The organism is Lysobacter stagni (assembly GCF_030053425.1).
GTDB lineage: Bacteria > Pseudomonadota > Gammaproteobacteria > Xanthomonadales > Xanthomonadaceae > Lysobacter_J > Lysobacter_J stagni.
In genome coordinates, this window is the sequence record NZ_JASGBI010000001.1 from 1,805,726 (window position 1) to 1,827,546 (window position 21,821).

13 protein-coding genes are annotated in these 21,821 nt (G+C 69.4%); 10 read left to right on the forward strand and 3 right to left on the reverse strand.

The window, feature by feature from the left end; all coding sequences use genetic code 11:
* Positions 1–12: 12 nt before the first annotated feature.
* Complete coding sequence (locus QLQ15_RS08205; protein ID WP_283212330.1) at positions 13–2,115, reverse strand: glycosyltransferase; 2,103 nt, start codon at positions 2,113–2,115, stop codon at positions 13–15.
* 118 nt (positions 2,116–2,233) lie between these two features.
* Between QLQ15_RS08205 and mrcB the strand changes: the two genes are divergently transcribed.
* The 4 genes from mrcB (at position 2,234) to tsaB (ending at position 8,138) form a co-directional block, all read left to right on the forward strand.
* Entirely contained in the window at positions 2,234–4,612 is a 2,379-nt protein-coding gene (gene mrcB / locus QLQ15_RS08210; protein ID WP_283212331.1) for a penicillin-binding protein 1B, read from the forward strand.
* Positions 4,609–5,142 carry a tetratricopeptide repeat protein gene (locus QLQ15_RS08215; RefSeq protein WP_283212332.1) on the forward strand — a complete coding sequence of 178 codons (534 nt, stop codon included), beginning with the start codon at positions 4,609–4,611 and terminating at the stop codon, positions 5,140–5,142. The genes mrcB and QLQ15_RS08215 overlap by 4 nt, the downstream gene beginning before the upstream one ends.
* 174 nt (positions 5,143–5,316) lie before the next feature.
* Positions 5,317–7,425, forward strand: coding sequence for a DNA repair helicase YoaA (gene yoaA / locus QLQ15_RS08220; protein ID WP_283212333.1), 2,109 nt, complete (start codon positions 5,317–5,319; stop codon positions 7,423–7,425).
* Positions 7,422–8,138: a tRNA (adenosine(37)-N6)-threonylcarbamoyltransferase complex dimerization subunit type 1 TsaB gene (gene tsaB / locus QLQ15_RS08225; protein ID WP_283212334.1), complete on the forward strand. Its 717-nt coding sequence runs from the start codon at positions 7,422–7,424 to the stop codon at positions 8,136–8,138. Before yoaA ends, tsaB begins: the two co-directional genes overlap by 4 nt.
* A 125-nt stretch (positions 8,139–8,263) precedes the next feature.
* On the opposite strand, the gene QLQ15_RS08230 is transcribed toward tsaB, so the two are convergent.
* Both QLQ15_RS08230 and gshB read right to left on the reverse strand, forming a co-directional pair.
* Positions 8,264–9,136: an energy transducer TonB gene (locus tag QLQ15_RS08230; protein ID WP_283212335.1), complete on the reverse strand. Its 873-nt coding sequence runs from the start codon at positions 9,134–9,136 to the stop codon at positions 8,264–8,266.
* A complete protein-coding gene (gene gshB, locus QLQ15_RS08235) occupies positions 9,133–10,104 on the reverse strand; it encodes a glutathione synthase (RefSeq protein ID WP_283213969.1) in 972 nt (323 codons plus the stop codon). The genes QLQ15_RS08230 and gshB overlap by 4 nt, the downstream gene beginning before the upstream one ends.
* Positions 10,105–10,516: 412 nt before the next feature.
* On the opposite strand from gshB, the gene pilG reads away from it, so the two are divergent.
* The 6 genes from pilG to QLQ15_RS08265 all read left to right on the forward strand — a co-directional run bounded on the left by pilG (position 10,517) and on the right by QLQ15_RS08265 (position 21,814).
* Positions 10,517–10,915: a twitching motility response regulator PilG gene (gene pilG / locus QLQ15_RS08240; protein ID WP_115843698.1), complete on the forward strand. Its 399-nt coding sequence runs from the start codon at positions 10,517–10,519 to the stop codon at positions 10,913–10,915.
* 20 nt (positions 10,916–10,935) lie between these two features.
* On the forward strand, positions 10,936–11,301 hold the full coding sequence (locus QLQ15_RS08245; RefSeq protein ID WP_283212336.1) for a response regulator transcription factor: 366 nt from the start codon (positions 10,936–10,938) through the stop codon (positions 11,299–11,301).
* A gap of 7 nt (positions 11,302–11,308) precedes the next feature.
* The gene (locus QLQ15_RS08250; protein WP_283213970.1) at positions 11,309–11,914 is read left to right on the forward strand and encodes a chemotaxis protein CheW; all 606 of its coding nucleotides are present in this window, start codon (positions 11,309–11,311) and stop codon (positions 11,912–11,914) included.
* Positions 11,911–13,932 (forward strand): methyl-accepting chemotaxis protein, encoded by a 2,022-nt coding sequence (locus QLQ15_RS08255; RefSeq protein ID WP_283212337.1) that lies wholly within the window; start codon positions 11,911–11,913, stop codon positions 13,930–13,932. The genes QLQ15_RS08250 and QLQ15_RS08255 overlap by 4 nt, the downstream gene beginning before the upstream one ends.
* An 81-nt stretch (positions 13,933–14,013) precedes the next feature.
* Complete coding sequence (locus QLQ15_RS08260) at positions 14,014–20,241, forward strand: Hpt domain-containing protein (protein ID WP_283212338.1); 6,228 nt, start codon at positions 14,014–14,016, stop codon at positions 20,239–20,241.
* Positions 20,234–21,814, forward strand: coding sequence for a chemotaxis protein CheB (locus QLQ15_RS08265; RefSeq protein ID WP_283212339.1), 1,581 nt, complete (start codon positions 20,234–20,236; stop codon positions 21,812–21,814). The genes QLQ15_RS08260 and QLQ15_RS08265 overlap by 8 nt, the downstream gene beginning before the upstream one ends.
* Positions 21,815–21,821: the final 7 nt, after the last annotated feature.

Genomic DNA, 21,821 nt, shown 5'->3' on the forward strand with positions numbered 1-21,821 from the left:
CCGGCCAGCCCCTCAGGCCGGCGAGAGCAGCACGCGGCGCACGACATCGCGTGCCGAATCGAGCGAGAAGTGGCGCTGCACGTTGTCCAGTCCGCGCTGGGCCAGCTGCCGCCACAGGGCTTCGTCTGAGTACAGCCGCACGACCGCATCGGCGAACGCGTCGGCATCGGTAGCGACCAGTACGTCCTCACCATCGCGCAGGTGCATGCCCTCGACCGCGCAGGCGGTCGCCACCACGGGCTGGCCGTGCGCCATGCTGAGGTTGACCTTGCCCTTCACGCCGGCACCGAAACGCAATGGCGCCACCGCGATCCGCGCGCCCTCCATGTAGGGCGACAGGTCCGGCACGTGGCCGTGCACCTCCACGCCCGGTTGCGCGGACAGCGCGGTGATCTCCGGCGTGGGATCGCTGCCGATGCAGTGGAAGCGCACGTCCGGCAATCGTGCGCGGATCCGCGGAAACACGGCGCTGGCGAACCAGCGCGCCGCATCCACGTTGGGCGGATGGCGGAAGCCACCGACGAACACGAGGTCGCGGCGCTCCGCAAAATCGCGACCGCTGCCGTGCACCTGGTGCAGGTTGGAGAGGATCTCGACGCGGGCGTCGGGTGCGTCCTGCGCCAGCAGTGTGCGTTCCACGTCGCTGACCACCAGCGTGGTATCGGCGCGCGCGATCATGTCCAGTTCCAGCGAGCGCGTGCGTTCGGAGGTGCGCGCCAGCGAGGCGTCCTGTGCGATCTCCGCACCGCGGCGCTCGCGCAGGTAGTGCAGGTCGACCGTGTCGAAAACCACCCGCGCCTGCGGCGCATGTCGGCGCAGCAGCGGCAGCCATTCGCGCAGCACGTAATGGCGGCACACCAGGACCGTGTCGAACCGCGCGCCATGTTCGCGCAGCCAGGCCGCCGGCGTGCCGAAGAACGGCGCGTACCAGGCCTGCACGCCCTGTTGCTGCAGACGCTGCGTGTGCGCGCCGGCGTGGTTGAGATCGGCGGGGACGAACGTCACCTGCGCGCCTTCCTCGCCCAGCAGTCGCATCAGGTTCACCAGGCGCAGCGAGGCCGAATCGTGGTCGGGTCGCGGAGTCGCGCTGTCGATCACCAGCACCTGTCGCCGCCCGCGCGGCGTCGCGGCCACGTCCGGCGGCGTGCCCTGCGGCCACTGCCGCTGCAGGGCGTCGTGCCACTTTTCGGCGAAGGTGTGGCGGTTGCGCACCTGATAGGCCTTCACGCCCTGATGAACGCTGGTGCCCGCCGTGACGCCTTCCAGGTGCACCACCTTCGACGCCGGCTGGTACAGCACGCGCCGTCCCGCAGCACGCACCGCGAAGGCGAGGTCGGTGTCCTCGAAGTAGGCCGGCGCGTAGCGCGCATCGAAGCCGCCCAGCCGTTCGAACAGGTCACGCGGTACGGCGACGGCGGCGCCGGAGCAGTAATCGGCGTCGCGCAGGTGCAGGTAGCGCGGATCGTTGGGGCTGGCGAAGCGGCCAAAGTTGTGTGCGTTGCCGTCGGAAAACACGAGCCCGCCGGCCTCCTGCAGTCGACCGTCGGGGTAGATCAGCTGCGCGCCGGCCAGCCCGGCATCGGCGTGGTCGGCGAAGGTTTCCAGCAGGGCATCGAGCCAGCCCGGCTGCGGGATGGTGTCGTTGTTGAGGAACACCACGTACGTGCCACGAGCCAGCGCGGCGCCGTCGTTGCAGGCGGCGATGAAGCCGCCGTTGCGGGCGCGACGGTGGTAGCGCAGCCCTTCGACCTGGCGCAGCGACGTCTCGGTTTCGTCGGATGAACCGTCATCGACGACGATGATCTCGATCGCCGCATCCGGCGGATACGCCGCCAGCGCGCGCAGGCAGCCCAGCGTGTGCGCGAACTGGTCGTAGACGGGGATGACGATGCTGGCCGCCGGGGCCGTCGAGAACGGCACGGCGAACGGGGCGAACGGCCGGGCCTGTGGCAGGTACAGCGATGGGCGATGTTCGGCCGGAACCCGATGGAACTGTCGGCCCACGGCCTGCCAGGTGGCCTTCAGGCCCCGCGTGCGCAGGCTCGCCAGGCCGCGCCTGAACAATCCCGTTCCCCGGTCGTACCAGAACCGCAGCCCGGTCCAGCTCAGGTCCATCGGATCATCGTCATGCTGAAGGAACTCCCTAACGCGGACGTGCGTCGCGGTCCGGGCGCGGGGGCACCCCTGCCGGCTGAGATAGACTGCGGCGCACTCTGGCTGATTGTCGCATCCCGTGGCCCAGATCGATTACGACGAAGACGAAACCACCGACGACAGCGAATCCCCGCAATGGCGCCGCCGCCTGGTCACCTGGGCGCTGGCCGCGATCGGACTGGGACTGGGCTTCCTCATCCCCTACACGCTGTACCTGAACCACGAAGTCAGCGAACGCTTCGGCCAGCTGCGCTGGCAGATCCCCACCCGCGTGTACGCCCGCCCGCTGGAGGTCGCTCCCGGCTTGGCACTGGATTCGGCGACCCTGAAGACCGAACTGGACGCCGCGGCGTACCACGAGGGCGATGGTGTCCGTCCGGGCACCTATTCGCGCAACGGCAGCCGCTGGCTCATTTCCAGCCGCGGCTTCAACGACGTCGACGGCCAGGTGCCCGCACGTCGCATCGAGGTCGCGCTCTCGGGCAGCAAGGTTTCCTCCGTGCGCGAGGCCGAGAAGAAGCGGGCGCTGAAGATCGCGCGGCTCGACCCGGCGCGCATCGCCACGCTGTACGGCCAGAAGCAGGAAGAACGCCGCCTGGTGCGCCTGAAGGAAGTGCCGGAACTGCTGGTGACCGGCCTGCAGGCGGTCGAGGACCGCGACTTCAACAGCCATCACGGCATCGACGTCAGCGGCATGGTGCGTGCCGCCTTCAAGACCGCCACCGGTCGTCCGCAGGGCGGCAGCACGCTGACCCAGCAGCTTGCCCGCAGCGGCCTGCTCGGCATCGGCCAGGAACGCACGATCAGCCGCAAGGGCAAGGAAATCCTCTACGCGCTGCTGATGGAAGCGCGCTACGACAAGGCGACGATCCTCGAGGCCTACTTCAACCAGGTCTATCTGGGCCAGCGCGGCGCACAGGCCATCCACGGCGTCGCCGCGGGTGCGGAGTTCTGGTTCGGCCGCGATCTGGCCGACCTCAGCACCGAACAGATCGCGCTGCTGATCGGCATGGTGCGCGGCCCGTCCTGGTACGACCCGCGCCGCAATCCCGAACGCGCGCTGGAACGCCGCAATTTCGTGCTCGGCGAGATGCGCGAGACCGACCTCATCCAGGAGCCGGAGTACCAGCGCGCTCTGAAGGCACCGCTGGGCGTCACCAAGGACCCGGGCAGCACGGCCGCCAACCGCTTCCCGGCATACGTCGACCTGGTCCGCCGCCAGCTCGCTCGCGATTACCCCGCCGACGCGCTGGCCGGCGCGGGCCTGAGCGTCATGAGCGGCATGTCGCCGTCGGCGCAGGCCATGGCCGAAGGTGCCGTGTCGCGCACGCTGAAGGGTCTGGACAACAAGCGCCGCCCGCCGCTGCAGACCGGCCTGGTCGTCACCGACGTGCACAACGGCGAAGTGGTGGCGGTGGTCGGCAGTCGCAGCGTCGCCGAGCACGGCTTCAACCGCGCCGTCGAGGCGCAGCGTCCTGTGGGCTCGCTGCTCAAACCGTTCGTGTACCTGCTGGCGCTGGCGCAGCCGGGCAAGTACTCGCTGGCCACGTGGGTGGACGATTCGCCGGTTACCGTCACGCTGGGCAAGAAGAAGAGCTGGACGCCGGGCAACTCCGATGGCCGCAGCCACGGCACGGTGCGTCTGGTCGATGCACTGGCCATGTCCTACAACCAGGCCACGGTGCGCGTGGGCATGCAGGTGGACCCGGAGCGCATCGCCAGCCTGATCCGCACGCTGGCCGGCATCGAGGCCGAGCCCAATCCGGCGCTCATCCTCGGCTCGATGGACCAGAGCCCGTACGCGATGGCGCAGCTCTATCAGTTCCTGGCCTCCGGCGGCGAGATCCAGCCGCTGCACGCGGTGCGCGGCGTGCTCGACGCCAACGGCAAGGCGCTCAACCGTTACGACAAGGAGCCCGCGCCCGCGCAGGAAGGCGATGCCATCGCCGCCCGGCTGATCACCATCGCGCTGCAGCAGGCGGTGTCCAGCGGTACCGGCACGCAGCTGGTGCGCGACGGACTGGGTCGCCTGTCGCCAGCCGGCAAGACCGGTACCTCCAACGACGGGCGCGACAGCTGGTTCGCCGGCTGGACGGGCGATCACCTCGCGGTGATCTGGGTCGGCAACGACCAGAACAAGGAAACCGGCCTGTACGGCGCGACGGGCGCGATGCGCGTGTGGTCGGCGATCTTCTCGCGCCTGCCCACCGCGCCGCTGGAAGTCGGCAGCAAGGGCATTGACTGGCAGTGGACGATCGCGTCCAACACCACCGATGCCGACTGCGCCGGCGCGCGCCGCTTCGCGTTCGTCGCCGGCTTCGCGCCGCCGTATGCGCCGTGCCCGGCGCCGGAACCTGTCGCCGAGGAAGGCGGCGGCTGGCGCGAGTGGTTCGGCTTCGGCAAGAAGGACGAGGAACAGCCGCGCGAGGAAGCGCCGCCGCAGGAGAATCAGCAGTGAAGAAGTCCCATCGCGTCCGGATGGCGTTGATCGCGCTCGGCGTGAGCGCACTGGCGGCCTGCACCACCGTGCCGCCTGTTGCGGCGCCGGTGTTCGATGCCCGCGCCGCCGTCACCGCCATCCGCGCCGCCGGCGACGTGGCCAGCAGCGAGCTCGACGTGAAGCCCATCCGCGATCCGCAGGTCGAGGACCTGCGCGAAGACGCCGAGCGTCTCGAGAAGGCGGGCCAGTACGATCAGGCCGCCGCGTCGCTCGACCACGCATTGCAGATCAACCCGGACGATCCGGCGTTGCTGCAGGAACGCGCGGAAGCGGCGTTGCTGACCACGGACCTGGACACCGCCGAGCGCCTCGCGAAGCAGGCGATCGACCGCGGTTCCAAGGTGGGCCCGTTGTGCCGCCGCCACTGGGAAACCATCGCCCAGGTACGCCAGGCGCGGCCCACGCCGATCGACGTGCCGGGCGCAGGCGTGGCCGACGCGCGCCGCGAACGCGACGCCTGCACGGTCGCCGCACCCGTGCGCTACTGAGACAGCCCACGCGGTGCAGACGTGCGCGGCCTAGAATAGGGCCGTGTGCGCAGCGACGGCCCGGAGCCGTCCCGCGAGTCCCGTGATCGGCGCGTGTCGTGAGTGGGTGGCCGTCGACGACGGCCGGCGTCCGCATGCCACCTCCATGCGATCACCAGGGCACGTCGAGAATCCATGCAAGTTGCGGCGCCATCGGCAGACGAAACGCTCACCCCCGCCAGCCGCCTGGCGCAGGCCAGTCGCGAAGCGCTGGCCGAAGGCGGCGAGCTGGCGCGCAACATCCCGTCGTTCGCCTCGCGCCCGGCGCAACAGGACCTGGCCGCTGCGGTGGCCGAAGCCATCGATCACCGCGGCACGCTGCTGGCCGAAGCCGGCACCGGCACCGGCAAGACCTTCGCCTACCTCGTACCCGCGCTGGTGTCGGGCAAGAAGACCATCGTTTCCACCGGCACGCGCGCGCTGCAGGACCAGCTGTACCACCGCGACCTGCCGCGCGTGCGCGATGCGCTGGGAATCGGCCTGAAGACCGCGCTGCTGAAGGGCCGCGCGAACTACCTGTGCCACTACCGTATGCGCCAGGCGCAGGGTGAGCCGCGTTTCGCCACGCGCGAGATGGCCGCGCAGTTCCAGCGCATCGTGTCGTGGTCCGGGCGCACGCGCATGGGCGACCTGGCCGAACTCGACGCACTGCCGGAAGACTCGCCGCTGCTGCCGATGGTCACCAGCACCGCCGAGAACTGCCTGGGAAGCGAATGCCCGTTCTTCGCCGACTGTTTCGTCGTGCAGGCGCGCCAGCGCGCACAGGCCGCCGACCTGGTCGTGGTGAACCATCACCTGCTGCTGGCCGACCTGGCGCTCAAGCAGGAAGGCTTCGGCGAGATCCTGCCTGGCGCGCAGACGTTCGTCGTCGACGAAGCGCACCAGTTGCCGGAACTGGCCGCGCAGTTCTTCGGCGAAGCATTGAGCGCGCGTCCGCTGGTGGAGCTGGCGCGCGACGCGCTCACCGAATGCAAGCAGGTGCCGTCCGCGCTGGCCGCCGTGCAGGAACCCGCGCGCGCGCTGGAACAGGCTGTGCGCGCATTGCGCGCCGCCATGGACGAATTGCCCGTGCGCGGCACGCGGCGTCGCGCGGCCGAGGAAGTGCCCGTCGAGGAAGCCTTCGACGTACTCGAACATGCGCTGCGCCAGCTGCACGGGGCTGTGCAGCCTTACGCCTCTGCATCGCCGGGCTTCGACGCCTGTGCCGCACGCGCGGTGGAATTCGAAGGCCGCCTGAAGCGCTGGCGCGACGGCGAGGCGACCGCCGCCGACGACAGCGATGCCGTCGAGGGCAGTGAGGGACGGGACGATGGCGAAGAGCCGGGCGTTCCGGCCAAGCGCGATGTCGACGACAGCGTGCTGTGGTACGAACTCACCGCGCGTGGGTTTCGCCTGAGCCGCACGCCACTCGACGTCGCCGGCCCGTTGGCGCAGCACCGCGCGCGCTCACAGGCGGCGTGGGTGTTCACCTCGGCGACGCTCGCCGTGGGCGGGCGCTTCGAGCATTTCGCGATCAAGCTCGGCCTCTATCTCAAAGGCGAGGACCCGCCGCACACGCTGCTGGTGCCCAGCCCGTTCGACTGGGAAACGCAGGCGCTGTGCTACCTGCCGCGCGGCCTGCCCGATCCCACGGTTCGCCATTACACCGAGAGCATGGTCGAGAAGATCCGGTCCGTGCTCGAAGCCTCCGGCGGTCGCGCCTTCGTGCTGTTCGCCTCGCATCGCGCGCTGCGCGAAGCGGCGGAGCTGCTCAAGGGCGGGCCGTGGCCGCTGTTCGTCCAGGGCGAAGCGCCGCGTCCGGTGCTGCTCGACCGCTTCCGCGCCTCCGGCAACGGCGTACTGCTGGGTGCGGCGAGTTTCCGCGAAGGCGTGGACGTCGCCGGCGACGCACTCAGCGTCGTGGTGATCGACAAACTGCCCTTCGCCGCACCGGACGACCCGGTGTTCGAAGCGCGCCTGGACGCGATCCGCCGCAACGGTGGCAACCCGTTCCGCGATGAACAGCTGCCGCAGGCGGTGATCGCGCTGAAGCAGGGCGCCGGCCGCCTGATCCGAAACGAAAGCGACCGCGGCGTGCTGGTGCTGTGCGATCCCCGCCTGACCAGCAAGACCTACGGCAGCGTCTTCCTCAACTCGCTGCCGCCGTTGCCGAAGACACGGAGCATCGAGGACGTGCAGGCGTTCTTCGCGCCGGACACGGCGCAGGCCACCCTGGAATCTTTGCCCTTAGAATCGCCGCCATGAAGCTGCTCGCCTTCGAAACCTCCACCGAAGCCCTGTCGGTCGCGCTGTCGATCGACGGCCAGGTGCGCGAGCGTTTCGAACTGGCGCCGCGCCGTCATGCGGAACTCGCCTTGCCCTGGGCCGACGAGCTGCTGGCGCAGGCCGGCCTCAAGCGTTCGCAGCTGGACGGCATTGCCGTCGGTCGCGGGCCCGGTGCCTTCACGGGCGTGCGTCTTGCGATCGCACTGGTGCAGGGCATCGCGCTCGCGCTGGATCGCCCGGTGGTGGCGGTGTCCACGCTGGCCGCGCTGGCGATGCGCGCGCAGGACGCCGCTCCAGGTGCAACGCTGCGCGTGCTGGCCGCGATCGACGCGCGCATGGGCGAGGTCTACAGCGGCGCGTTCGAATTGAAGGACGGCGATGCGCGTGCACTCGACGAAGAACGCGTGGGTGCACCGGACAGCGTGATCGTGCCGGGCGGCGAGGGCGGCTGGATCGGCGTCGGCACCGGTTTCGGCGCGGCCGACGGCGCGTTGTCGTCGCGGCTGTCCGCGCGTTTCGTGTCCATCGATGCCGCCCAGCTGCCGCATGCAGCGGATGTCGCACGCCTGGGCACACTGGCGTTCGCGCGTGGCGATGCGGTGCCGGCCGATCGCGTGGAGCCGGCCTACCTGCGCAACAACGTCGCCCTCACGTTGCAGGAACAGCAGGCGTTGCGCGATTCCAAGCGCTGATCCCGCTTGCTGTCATCCCCGCGCAGGCGGGGATCCAACTTCACGACGTGACACGCTGGCCGCCAGCCGTAATTGCCGGACGGGTGATGAAGCCGATGCGTGGATCCCTGCTTGTGCGGGGATGACTACTCGTCGACCAGCGTGCCGCCCGGCAGGAAGCTCCAGGTGCGGGTCACGTGCAGCACGTCCGGGTTTTCCTCGGTGCGCGGCAGCGGCGGGTAGGGCTCGGCGAGCTTGGCGATGCGCATCGCGGAAGCGTCCAGCAGCGGAATGCCGCTGGTCTTGACGATGTCCGCGCGCTCCACGGAACCATCGCGGCGGATCGCCACGCTGATCACCACCTGGCCGGCGAGGCGGCGACGGCGGGCTTCGTCGGGGTAGTTGAGATTGCCCACGCGTTCCACGCGGTCGACCCATTCGCGCAGATAGCCGGCCCACACGTATTCCTGCGTGCTGGCCGAGACGAACTTGCGCGTGGGCCGTTTGGCATAACGCTCCGAACGCATGTGGATCTCGGCGGCCAGGCGTGCCATCGCCATGTCGCGTTCGATCTTCTCCTGGCCGCGCGGCAGCGGGCGTTCGCTCGGCGAAGGCGTGCTGCGCGGCGTGGGGGTGGCGGTTTCGCCGCGCGTGCTGGCGACCACGCGTGCCTGCGGTGCCGGTTGCGGCGCGGGCGACTGCGCGCGCAACTCGCGCGGCGCGATGCCGGTGGCCGCCTGCGGCAGCGGACCGGACTGCGCTTCGCGCGGCCGCGTGCTCTTGTCGTGTTCGCCGCCGCCCTGGTTGCTGGCCTGGGCAAGGAAGTCGGCCTGCTTCGGCGTCAGCGCGGTGGTGGTCTGGGTGAGGATCACGTCCAGCGTCGGCATGACCGGCGCGGCGTTCTCCAGCGTCCAGCCCAGTCCGAGCAACAGGATGCCGTGCACCAGCAGCGACAGCACGAACGTTGCGCTGACGCGGCCGTTGCCCGCGTCTTCGTAGGGAGTTGCCAGGGTGCTCATGCGGTGCGTGCGGTGGCGGGCGCGACCATGCGCGCTTCGATCGCGTCGAACAGGGCCGAGGCGATGTTGATGCCGAACTGCGCGTCCAGTTCGCGGATGCAGGTGGGGCTGGTGACGTTGACTTCGGTGAGGTAGTCGCCGATCACGTCCAGGCCGACGAACAGCATGCCGCGGCGCTTCATCTCCGGGCCCACCTGTGCGGCGATCCAGCGGTCGCGCTCGCTCAGCGGACGACCTTCGCCGCGACCGCCGGCGGCGAGGTTGCCGCGGAATTCGTCGCCCTGCGGAATGCGCGCCAGGCAGTAGTCCACCGGTTCGCCATCGACCAGCAGGATGCGCTTGTCGCCGTCGCTGATCTCCGGCAGGTAGCGCTGCGCCATCGCGAGGCTGTGGCCGCCCTGCGTCAGCGTTTCCAGGATCACGTTGAGGTTGGCTTCGCCGGCACGCGCGCGGAAGATCGAACGGCCGCCCATGCCGTCCAGCGGCTTGAGCACCGCTTCGCCGTGTTCGGCGACGAATGCCTTGAGCGTGGCCGCGTCACGGCTCACCACCGTCGGCGGACAGCACTGCGGGAACAGCAGCGCGGCGAGTTTCTCGTTGTAGTCGCGCAGGCCCTGCGGGTCGTTCACGACCAGCGCGCCGGCGGTCTGCGCCAGGCCGAGCACCTGCGTGTCGTGGATGTATTCGCTGTCGACCGGCGGGTCCTTGCGCATCAGCACGACCTGGCCCGGGCCGAAGTGCAGCGTCTGGAAGGCGTCCAGCTCGAACCAGCCGTTCTTGTCGTCGCGCACCTGCAGCGGGGCGGCCAGCGCCTCGGCGGCGCCGTCGCGCACGGACAGCCCGCCCGGCCGGACGTACCACAGCCGGTGGCCACGGCGCTGTCCCTCCAGCAGCATGGCGAAGGTCGAGTCCTTGGCGATCTTGATCGACCCGATGGGGTCCATCACGACGACGATGTCGAGCGGCATAGGCACGGCGGGGTGAAGAATGGCGCGATGGTAGCAGGCGATCCGGCCCCGCCCGGCGCGGATGGATGGAAATCTGCGGTCCGTCGCGAGGCGGTCATCGGCCCCGGCGATACTGACTCGGGGGTGCCTCCGGCGAGGGTCGCGCAGACTGGAACCGGCGTCCCGGCTTGGCGCTTGGACGCTCGGAAAAGCCCGATATATCAGGTATATGCAACGTGCGTGCCCAGCTTCGCCCCGTGACCGGAACCCCGGTCCCCGCGATAGACCCGGTGGCGGCGCCGGCCCGACCGGTTCCGCGGCGCATTCAGCATGCCCGCTGTAAACGCTGCTTGACAGCGCAAGCCGGGATTGGAATAAAGGCGACTGGCGAAGTGCCTGCAAACACGCGGCATTCGCATGGGGGAATTCGAAAATGCTAGACGAGGTCCGCAACGGCAGCCTCGGCGGTCTCAAGGTCATGGTGATTGACGACTCCAAGACCATCCGCCGAACCGCCGAGACGTTGCTCAAGCGCGAAGGCTGTGAGGTGGTTACCGCCACCGACGGCTTCGAAGCGCTGGCGAAGATCGCCGATCAACAGCCGCAGATCATCTTCGTGGACATCATGATGCCGCGGCTGGATGGCTATCAGACCTGCGCGCTGATCAAGAACAACCATCTTTTCAAGGGTACGCCGGTCATCATGCTGTCCTCCAAGGACGGTCTGTTCGACAAGGCCCGTGGCCGCATCGTCGGCTCCGAGCAGTACCTGACGAAACCATTCACACGCGAAGAACTGCTCGACGCGATCCGCACGCACGTAAACGCCTGAACCGGGGGGTAGGGCAAGAAATGGCACGTATTCTTCTGATCGAGGATTCGCCGACCGATACGGCGGTCCTGACCCAGCTCCTCGAGCGCAACGGTCACCAGGTCCTGGCCTCCGGCAATGCCGAGGACGGTATCGAGACCTGCAAGCGCGAGCAGCCCGACCTGGTGATGATGGACGTCGTGCTCCCGGGCATGAACGGGTTCCAGGCCACGCGTGCGCTCTCGCGCGATGCGGCCACCAGCACCATTCCGGTGCTGATCGTCAGCACCAAGGGCATGGACACCGACAAGGCCTGGGGCATGCGCCAGGGCGCGCGGGACTACATCGTCAAGCCGCCGCGCGAGGACGAACTGATCGCGCGCATCAACGCGCTGCTGGGTGCCTGAGTAGATGTTGCAGTCGCCGTTCGACGTGCTGGTGGACTACGAGCGCCGCAGTTTGGCGCACGTGGTCGGCCTGCCCGAGCAGCTCGACGCGCCCGGTCTGTGGCGCGGCGTGGGCTACCGCATCGGCGCACGCCGGCTCGCATCGGGCTTCGGCGAGGTGCTGGAAATCCTGCCGTTGCCGCAGGTCACGCAGGTGCCGGGCGCACAGCCCTGGTTGCTGGGCCTGGCCAACGTCCGCGGCAACCTGCTGCCCATCGTCGACCTCAAGCAGTTCCTGGAGGGCGAGCGCACCGTTCTGCACGAGAGCCAGCGCATCCTGCTCGTCCGCCAGCCCGGCGGCGACGTGGCGGTGCTGATCGACGAGCTCTACGGCCAGCGCAGCTTCAACGAGCAGCACCGCGTCGAACTGGAGTCCGACCCGTCGGACGACAGCGCGCTGACAGCGCTCAGCCAGGGGCGTTACGCCAATTTCGTCGAGCGCGCCTACCGCCTCGAACCACACACGTGGGGCATCTTCAGCCTGGATCGGCTGGCCCGCACGCCCGAATTCCGCCAGGCGGCTTCCGAGATGCCGCATCGCATTAGCAGCACTACTTCCGAGGTCGAACCATGAGCACTGTTATGGATAGCGCTGCCGGCAAGGGCCGCAGCCTTGGCGCCAACACCTGGCTGGTCGTGCTGGGCGTCTCGTTGCTTATCGTCGGCCTCAACACCGGTTACGCGACCTGGAAGGCGGCGCGCCTCGGTGGCGCCAGCTCGTCCGCCTCGGACCTGCAGGTGAACTCGCAGAAGCTCGCGGTGCAGGGCCAGGAGGCCGTCAGCGGCGACGCCGCCTCGTTCGCCGCGTTCAAGGAAACGCGCAACCAGATCGTCAAGGACGTCCAGCAGCTCAACGCCAACTTCGGCGACACCACGGGCGTCTCCGGTCCGATCCGGACCGTGTCCGACACCTGGGGCCCGCTGGGCAAGAGCGCCGACCAGGTGCTCGCCTCCGAGAAGGCCGTGCTGGCCCTGGCCGGCAACGCCGACAGCTTCACCAGCCGCGTGCCGCAGCTGCAGGCGCGCCTGGACGAACTGGTCCGCGCGATGTCGGCTTCCGGTTCGCCGTCCTCGCAGGTCTACATCGCGCTGCGCCAGGTCGTGCTCTCGGGAACCATGTCCCGCCGCATCACGGAAATCCGCGCCGGCGGCAGCGGTGCCGCGCTCGCCGGTGAAGCGCTGGGCCGCGACGCCGCGGTGTTCGGCAACGTGCTGACGGGCCTGCGCAAGGGCGACGCCGCGTTCGGCGTGACCCCGCTGGGCAACAGCAACGCACTTAACGCCCTCGGCCAGGCCGAGACCCTGTGGCTGGAGATGAAGAAGGACCTGGACGCGATCCTGTCCTCGTCGCAGAACCTGTTCGCCGCGCAGGCCGCGGCTGAATCGATCACCGGCGGCTCCAACAAGCTGCTGACCGACAGCCAGGCGCTGTTCCAGGCGTTCACGGCCTTCGGCTCGCTGAAGGACACCAGCCTGCTGGGCAACCTGTGGGTCTCGATGATCTCCGGTGCCATCACGGTCATCGCGATTCTGTTCTTGATCGTGTCGATCAACCGCACCAACCGCCAGCGCTACCTGACCACGAAGGAACTCAACGACCGTAACCAGGAGGCGATCATGCGCCTGCTGGACGAAATGGGTTCGCTCGCAGAAGGCGACCTGACCGTGAAGGCGACCGTGACCGAGGACATGACCGGCGCGATCGCGGACTCGATCAACTTCGCCGTCGAACAGCTGCGCAGCCTGGTGCAGACGATTACCGACACGTCGGTGCAGGTCGCCGCCAGCGCACAGGAAACGCAGGCCACCGCCATGCACCTGGCCGAGGCCGCCGAACACCAGGCGCAGGAAATCAACTCCGCCTCCAGCCGTATCAGCGAAATCGCGGCCTCGATCAACCAGGTGTCGCGCAACTCGGCCGAATCGGCGGACGTGGCGCAGCGCTCGGTGCAGATCGCGACCAAGGGTGCGGGCGTCGTGCGCCAGACGATCGCGGGCATGGACAGCATTCGCGACCAGATCCAGGAAACCTCGAAGCGAATCAAGCGACTGGGTGAGTCGTCGCAGGAAATCGGCTCGATCGTGGAACTGATCAACGACATCTCGGAACAGACGAACATCCTGGCGCTGAACGCCGCAATTCAGGCGGCCTCGGCAGGTGAAGCGGGCCGCGGCTTCGCGGTCGTGGCCGACGAAGTGCAGCGACTCGCAGAACGCGCGTCCAACGCGACGAAGCGAATCGAAACGCTGGTCCAGACGATTCAGTCCGACACCAACGAAGCGGTGTCCTCGATGGAACAGACGACCTCGGAAGTGGTCGCCGGTGCACGACTGGCCGAAGACGCGGGCACGGCGCTGGGCGAGATCGAAAAGGTGTCGTCCGACCTGTCCAACCTCATTCAGGGCATCTCGAGCGCGGCGCAGCAGCAGTCCAGCGCGGCATCGAACATCACCGCGACGATGAACACCATCCAGTCGATTACCGCGCAGACCTCGCAGGGTGCGAACCAGACGGCGGCATCGATTGGAAACCTGGCGCAACTGGCCGCCGACCTTCGCCGCTCGGTCGCCGACTTCAAGCTGCCGGCCTGACCCGGGACAGGACAGGGGCATGAACGTTTTCACCAACGGCCACCGTAAACGGGGCCGCCTCGCCGCCATGCGAGGTGGACGATGACCGTGATGCGAGAGGCGATCGACACCACCACGCTGGGCTGGATCAAGCCCGAGCTGGACGAGACATTGCGCCTGGCACAGCAGGAGATCGAGGCATACGCCGAGAATCCCGCCGACGTCAGCCGCATGCGCCACTGCGCCGACCAGTTGCACCAGGTGCACGGCACGCTGCGCATGGTCGAGCTCTATGCCCCGGCGATGGTCGCCGAGGAAATGGAGCGCCTGGCGCTCGCGCTGCAGCAGGGCAAAGTCGCCGATCGCGACGAAGCCTGCGCGGCGCTGATGCGCGGCGTGGTGCTGCTGCCGGACTATCTGGAACGCCTGCAGGGCGGCCATCGCGACATTCCGATCGTGCTGCTGCCGCTGCTCAACGAGCTGCGTGCCACGCGCGGCGAAGCGGGGCTCAACGAAAGCGTCCTGTTCTCGCCGGACCTGGACCGTCCGCTGCCTGCCAACCTGCCCAGTTCGGCGGCGATGCGCGGTGCCGCGTCGGCCAACCTGGCCGCGCTGCGCGATGCACTGGCGAACTGGCCTGAAGAGGGCACGCCGACCCAGACCGAGAAGCTCGCCGGCGCCATCGACGGCCTGCTCGGCGAAGTCGTGCTGGAACCCGTGCGCCGCATGCTGTGGGTGGCCTCGTCGGTCGCCGGCGCGCTGCGCGATGGCGCACTGCCGCCCACGCGCGCGCTGCGCCAGGCCTTCGGCGGCGTGGAGCGTGAAGCCCGCCTGATGCTGTCCGACGACGGCTTCGGCGCGCACCGCGGCGAGCCCGCCGCGGAACCCACCCGCCAGCTGCTCTACCACGTCGCACACAGCGACGGGCGCCATCCGGCGCTTGACGACCTGCGCCACACCTTCGAACTCGCCGCGCACCTGCCCAGCGAGTCCGAGCTCGAACACGCCCGCGGCTCGCTCAGCGGCCGCAACCGCGCGTTGCTCGATACCGTGGCCGCAGCGATCAAGGAAGACCTGCTGCGCGTGAAGGACGCGCTGGACCTGCACCTGCGCACCGGCCAGACCGACGTGGCGCAACTCAAGCCGCAGGTGGAAGCCCTCGGCCGCGTCAGCGACACGCTGGGCATGATGGGCCTGGGCGTCGCACGCACCGTGGTGCTGCAGCAACGCGATGCGATGCACGACATCACCTCGGGCAAGCGTCCGGCCGATGAGGGCGCGCTGCTCGATGTCGCCGGCGCGCTGCTCTACGTCGACGCCTCGCTGGACGACCAGGTCTCGCGCCTGGGCCTGCCCGACGACCGTGCGGAAGACGAAATGCTGGCCGGCGAGGCCCGCAAGGTTCTGGACGTGCTGGTGCGCGAGGCCATCGCCAACTTCGGCGATGCCCGCCAGGCCTTCGTGGCCTTCGTGGAAACCAACTGGGATCACGCCGAGCTGGCCGAAGTCCCGCGCGTGCTGGACGAAGTGTCCGGCGCGCTGCGCATGCTCGAGCTGCCACAGCCGGCCGATTACCTCACCGGTGTCAAGCGCTACACCGAGGTCGAGCTGATCGGCCGCAAGCGTGTGCCCAACGGCCAGCAGCTGGACACGCTGGCCGATGCGCTCGCCAGCCTGGAGTACTACCTGGAAGCGCTGCGCGAGCAGCGCCCCAACCGCAACAACATCCTGGACATCACGCGCCAGAGCCTGGAAACGCTGCGTTACTGGCCGCTGCCGGAATTCGACATCGCCGCCACGATGGCGCCGACCTCGCCGATCAGCCGCGAAGACCTGGCCAAGGTGCCGGACTTCGAACTGACCGACGAGATCACGCTCGACGGCGCGGTGAAGTCGGCCGCGTTCGACGCGGCACTCCCGGCATCCGTCGCGGCACCGGTCGCGCCCGCCGCGCCGGCGCCCGTCGCACCGCCTGCACCCGCGCCCACTCCGGTCGCCGTGGCGACCACGCCGCAGCAGATCGCGGCCGGTGGCTTCGAACACAGCGACGACATCGACGACGAGATCCGCGAGGTGTTCCTCGAGGAGCTCGACGAGGAGATCCGTCACCTCGGCGACCTGTTGCCGGTATGGCACGAGGCGCCGGAGGACAGCGAGCGCCTGCGTCCGATCCGTCGCGTCTTCCACACCCTCAAGGGCTCGGGTCGCCTCGTCGGCGCCAAGACCCTTGGCGAGTTCAGCTGGAAGATCGAGAACCTGCTCAACCGCGTGCTCGACGGCACGCGTCCGGCCAGCCCGGCCGTGATCGGCCTGGTCGGCCACGCGTACACCGCGCTGCCGCAACTGCACGCCGCGCTGCGCAACGAAGGCGCGATCACCGCCGACCTGGCGGCGATGGAAAGCCACGCCGATCGCCTCGCCGAAGGCGACGAAACGCATTACGTTCCCAGCGAGCGCAAGCCGGTGGAAGCCGCCGCGCCCGTCGTTGCGGTGGTGGAGCCGATCGTCGCCGCGGACCTCACGCTCGAGGCGGTCAACCTCGACATCCTCGACGCCGCATCGATCGACGAAGGCTTCGAGGTCGAGGAAATCAGCTTCGAGGACGTGCCCGAACCGATCGCGTTCGACGCCTCGTCCCTGGTCGAAGAGGGCATGCCCGCCTCGGTCGACTCGGTCCTGCTGGAAATCCTCGACGCCGAAGTCAGCGGCCACCTGGCGACCATCGAGGAATGGCTCGCCATGCCGGAGCCGCGCGCCGTCGACGACGGCCTGCAGCGCGCGTTCCACACGCTCAACGGCGCCTTCGCGATGACCGAAGTGCCGGTGATCACCGAGATCACCGGACCGACCGAGGTCTACGTCAAGCGCCTGCTCGCCTCCGGCCAGCCGGCCAGCGCCGAAGGCGTGGCCGCGATGACGGACGTCGCCGACGCGATCCGCCGCACGCTGGCAACGCTCAAGACCCCGGCGCCGCGCATCCCGGCCTTCGAGGGCCTGGCCGAGCGCATGCGCGCCCTGCGCGACAGCCTGCCGGATGCCCGTCAGGCCATGCCGGTCGACATCGACGCCGAACCGGCGATCGCCTACACCGCCATCGACCTCAGCCAGTTCACCGATCTGGCCGAGGACATCGGTCCCGACATCGAGGATCCCTCGCACGCCGCGCGCGTCGAGGCGGAGCTGTCCGAAGCACGTCGCATCGAAGCCGAACGCGAGGCGATCGAAGTCGCCAACGCCGAACGCATCGATGTCGAACGCGTGGAAGCCGAGCGTTTCGCGCTGGAAGAACAGCAGCGCGAAGCCGAACGTCTCGCGCTGCTCAGGCGCGAGGAAGAGGCCCGCGCGCAGGCCGAACGCCTGGAGGCCGAACGTCTCGAAGCCCAGCGCCTGGAAGCCGAACGTGCGCAGGCCGAGCGCCTGGCCGCGGAACGTGCAGCCGCCGAGCTTGCCCAGGCGCAGCGTCTGGAAGCGGACCGCGCGCAGGCCGAACTCGCACAGGCCTCCGAACGCGCCGAAGCCGAACGCCGTGCTGCCGCCGAGCAGGCCGCCGCCGCGCAGCGCGCCGAAGCCGCGCGTTTGGAGCAGCAGCGCATCGAAGCGGAGCTGCTGGAAGCCGAACGCCTGGCCACCGAGCGTCTGGAGGCCGAACGCCTCGAAGCCGCGCGCCTGGTCGAAGAGGAGCAGGAATACGCGCGCCTCGAGGCCCAGTACGCCGAAGCCGACCGTGCGGCCCGCGAACAGCAGGCGACGATCGAAACCGCTCCGGTAGGCCACGCGACCTTCGCCGAACTGCCCAGCGCCAACGATCTGCCGGAGGTGGAGGAGGTCGCGTACGCGCCCGCCGCGCCGTCCGTGGACGAGCAGGAGCCGGCTGTTGCCGCGCTCATCGCGCAGGCGCTGGCCACCGCCGAGGATCCGGACGAAGCGCTCGACCTGAGCGAACTCGACCCGGAACTGGTCGACATCTTCGTCGAGGAAGCCAGCGACCTGCTGGATCATTCCGACGGCCTGCTCGCGCAGCTGCGCGAGGCGCCGACCGAGCGCGAATCGCTGGTCGGTCTGCAGCGCGACCTGCACACCATCAAGGGTGGCGCGCGCATGGCCGGCATCATGGCCGTGGGCGAACTCGGCCACGCCATGGAATCGCTGCTCGAAGCGGTGGTGGAAAACCGCTGCGAACTGGGCCGCGATGGCGTGCCGCTGCTGGAGCGCGGTTTCGACCGCCTGCATGCGATGGTCACCCGTGTCGGCGAACGCCGCGCGATCGCCATGCCCGATGCGCTCATCGCCGAGTTCGACGCGCGTTCGCGCGGCGAGACCACGCTCAAGGCCATCGCCTCGATGGCGGCCGCGCCGGTCGTCGCCAAGCCCGCGGTCAAGCCGGCAGCCAAGCCGGCGGCCGAAGCGCCCGCGCACGCGGATGTTCCGCATGCCGAGCTGCGTCCGCTGTCCGCGCCGATCAGCGACCAGCCGGCCGCCGACGAGGACGACATCGGTGTGCGTGCGCCGCAGGAACAGGTGCGCATCCGCGCCGACCTGCTCGACCGCCTCGTCAACTACGCCGGTGAAGTCGCGATCTATCGCGCCCGCCTGGAGCAGCAGCTGGGTGCGTTCCGTGGTGCGATCGCCGAAATGGCGGCCACCAACACCCGTATGCGCGACCAGCTGCGCCGACTGGAAATCGAAACCGAAGCGCAGATCGTCGCGCGTTACCAGCGCGAGGGCGACGACGGCGAGCAGGCATTCGATCCGCTCGAACTCGACCAGTTCTCCACGCTGCAGCAGCTGTCGCGTGCGCTCGCGGAATCCGCGGCCGACCAGACCAGCCTGCAGACCACGCTCGACGACCTGACGCGTCAGTACGAAACGCTGCTGCTGCAACAGTCGCGCGTGAGCTCGGAGCTGCAGGAAGGCCTCATGCGCACGCGCATGGTGCCGTTCGACGGCCTGCTGCCGCGCCTGCGCCGCGTCGTGCGCCAGGCCTCGGGCGAACTGGGCAAGCATGTCGCGCTGAAGCTCGACGGTACCCAGGGCGAACTCGACCGCAACGTGCTCGAGCGCATGACCGCGCCGCTGGAGCACATGCTCCGCAACGCCGTCGCGCACGGTCTGGAAACGCCGGACAAGCGCAAGAAGGCCGGCAAGTCCGAGGAAGGCACCATCCGGATCGCGGTGCGCCGCGAAGGTTCGGAAGTGGTGCTGGAAGTCGGCGACGACGGCGCTGGCCTGAACCGCGATGCCATCCTCAACCGCGGTCGCGAGCGCGGCCTGGTGCCGGACGGCGCCACGCTGTCCGACGCGGCCATCGACGCGCTGATCCTGGAACCGGGCTTCTCCACTGCCGAATCGGTCAGCCGACTGGCCGGCCGTGGCGTGGGCATGGACGTGGTCGCCAGCGAAGTCCGCCAGCTCGGCGGCACGCTGGACATCGCCTCCGTCCCCGGCAAGGGCGTCACCTTCACGCTGCGCCTGCCGCAGACGCTGGCGGTCACGCAGGCCGTGTTCGTGCGCATCGGCGAGACCACCTTCGCCGTGCCGATCGCATCGGTGCGCGGCGTGGGCCGCATCGCCCGCGATCGCCTGGACATGGTCGACGCGACCTACCGCTACGGCGGCGAGGACTACGCGGTGCACGACCTGGGCACGCTGGTCGGCCATGGCACCGCCAAGGCCGAAGGCGCGCTGCAGATGCCGCTGCTGATGATCCGTTCGGGTGACCTGCGCGCCGCCGTGTGCGTCGACCAGGTCATCGGCAACCGCGAAATCGTGGTGAAGCCGGTCGGTCCGCAGGTCGCATCGGTGCCGGGCATCTTCGGCGCCACCATCATGGGTGACGGTCGCGTCGTGGTGATCCTCGACGTCGCACCGCTGGTGCGTCGCCAGGCGCTGCTGCCGCGCGACCACGTCGCCGTGCCGGAAGTGCCGGTGGAAACCCGCCGCGTGCCGCTGGTCATGGTGGTCGACGACTCGGTCACCATGCGCAAGGTCACCGGCCGCGTGCTCGAGCGCCACAACTTCGAGGTGCTCACCGCGAAGGACGGCATCGACGCGCTGGAACGCATGGCCGAACGCGTGCCGGACCTGATGCTGCTCGACATCGAAATGCCGCGCATGGACGGTTACGAGCTGGCCACCGCAATGAAGGGCGACTCGCGTCTGCGCGGCGTGCCCATCGTGATGATCACCTCGCGTACCGGCGACAAGCATCGCCAGCGCGCGTTCGAGATCGGTGTCGAGCGTTACCTCGGCAAGCCGTACCAGGAACCGGAACTGATCCGCAACGTGTACGAACTGCTGGGCATCGAAGCAGGGGCCACGCGGAATGAGTGAATCCTCGCGTCGCGCGGTGTTGTTGGCGCGACCGGGCGCAGCGTGCGAACGCCTGCGCTCGGCGCTGGCCGACGCCGGTGCGAACCTGGTGCTGGAAGCCGATCCGACGACGCTGGATCCGGCGAAGCTGGAACAGTCCGCCGCGCAGGTGGTGGTGGTTGCGCTGGACCCGGTGACGGAAGACATCATCGAGCGCTTCGATCCGGTCCTGGCCAATCCGTCGGTGGAAGTGATCTACGAGGAAGCCGCGCTGGCGGCGACCCGCGAAGGTTGGGACCTCGCCCGCTGGATGCGTCACCTGGCGGCCAAGCTGCATGGCCATGGCGACGTGCTGCCGCCGGGCCATGAACCCGAAGACGCGATCGTCCCGGATCCGGCCGCATCGGTGGCCGATGCGGTGGTGATGCCGGTCGCTGCGCCGGTCGTGGAAGCGGCCGCGCCGGCGGTTGTGCCCGTCGTCGCTCCGCCGGTCGTCGAGGCGCCTGTCGAAGCGCCCGTCGCGCCGGTGCGCGCGATCGAACCCACGCTGGAACTGGCGCCCGTCGATGCGCCGGCGCCCGCTGTCGAGGTTCCGGTCATGACGCAGTTCACGCACGAAGCGACGTACAACGCGTTCGACCCGGTCGCCGCGGAAGCCACCTTCGAATCGTTCGATGCGGTGGAAATCGCCGCGCCGCTGGCCGATCTGGAAATGTCGCTGTCGCTGGTCGACGAAACGCCTGGCCTGTCGGTCGGCGTCGATGACATCGTGGTCCAGCCGTTCGAGTCCAGCTTCGATTTCGAGATGGCGCCCACCGACGCGCCGACGGTCGTCGAGACCACGGCCGCCGCGCCCGTCCTGATGTTCGATGCGAGCCGCGATGGCGCCGCCCCGGACTTGGCCGCGCCTGCAGAGCCCGCGCCGGCTCCGGCCGCGCCGGACTGGTCCTTCGCGGACGAATCCGCGGAAGCGGCCGCCAAGCCGTCCGCCGCGGATCACCGTTTCCAGCGCGACCTGGGTGACCTGGAACGCCGCATTTCCTCGCTGGAGCTGGTCGAGGACCGCGCACCGGCCCGGATCGACGGCGCCGTGCTGGTGCTCGCCGGCATCGGCGGCCCCGACGCCGTGCGCCAGCTGCTGAGCGGGCTGCCGGAAGGCTTCCCGCGCCCGGTGCTGGTGCAGCAGCGCCTCGACGGCGGCCGCTACGACCGCCTCGTCGCGCAGATGCAGCGCGCCACGCCGTTGCAGGTGCGACTGGCCGAGCCAGGCCTGATCACCATGCCGGGCACGATCTACATCCTTCCGAACGAAATCGGCCTGTCGGTCAGCGAATCGGGCATGCGCTTCACCGAAGGCGACGGCGACGTGCTCTCCGCGCTGCCGTCGGCCGATTCGGCCGTGCTGATGCTCAGCGGCAGCGACCCGGCCCGTGTCGATGCGGCCATGAACCACTCCTGGGCCGGTGCGCTGGTCGCCGGTCAGGCTCCCGACGGCTGCTACGACGCCGCGGCGGCCAGTGCGCTGATCGCGCGCGGCGCCGACGCCGGCCAGCCGGTCGAACTCGCCGCGCGCCTGGCCGCGCGCTGGCACTAAGCGTGCC

Bases quoted from the DNA above. Each gene is read 5' to 3' on its own strand.
- QLQ15_RS08205 (WP_283212330.1), bottom strand. From the start codon at position 2,115: ATGGACCTGAGCTGGACCGGGCTGCGGTTCTGGTACGACCGGGGAACG.
- yoaA (WP_283212333.1), top strand. From the start codon at position 5,317: ATGCAAGTTGCGGCGCCATCGGCAGACGAAACGCTCACCCCCGCCAGC.
- tsaB (WP_283212334.1), top strand. From the start codon at position 7,422: ATGAAGCTGCTCGCCTTCGAAACCTCCACCGAAGCCCTGTCGGTCGCG.
- QLQ15_RS08230 (WP_283212335.1), bottom strand. From the start codon at position 9,136: ATGAGCACCCTGGCAACTCCCTACGAAGACGCGGGCAACGGCCGCGTC.
- gshB (WP_283213969.1), bottom strand. From the start codon at position 10,104: ATGCCGCTCGACATCGTCGTCGTGATGGACCCCATCGGGTCGATCAAG.
- pilG (WP_115843698.1), top strand. From the start codon at position 10,517: ATGCTAGACGAGGTCCGCAACGGCAGCCTCGGCGGTCTCAAGGTCATG.
- QLQ15_RS08245 (WP_283212336.1), top strand. From the start codon at position 10,936: ATGGCACGTATTCTTCTGATCGAGGATTCGCCGACCGATACGGCGGTC.
- QLQ15_RS08255 (WP_283212337.1), top strand. From the start codon at position 11,911: ATGAGCACTGTTATGGATAGCGCTGCCGGCAAGGGCCGCAGCCTTGGC.
- QLQ15_RS08260 (WP_283212338.1), top strand. From the start codon at position 14,014: ATGACCGTGATGCGAGAGGCGATCGACACCACCACGCTGGGCTGGATC.
- QLQ15_RS08265 (WP_283212339.1), top strand. From the start codon at position 20,234: ATGAGTGAATCCTCGCGTCGCGCGGTGTTGTTGGCGCGACCGGGCGCA.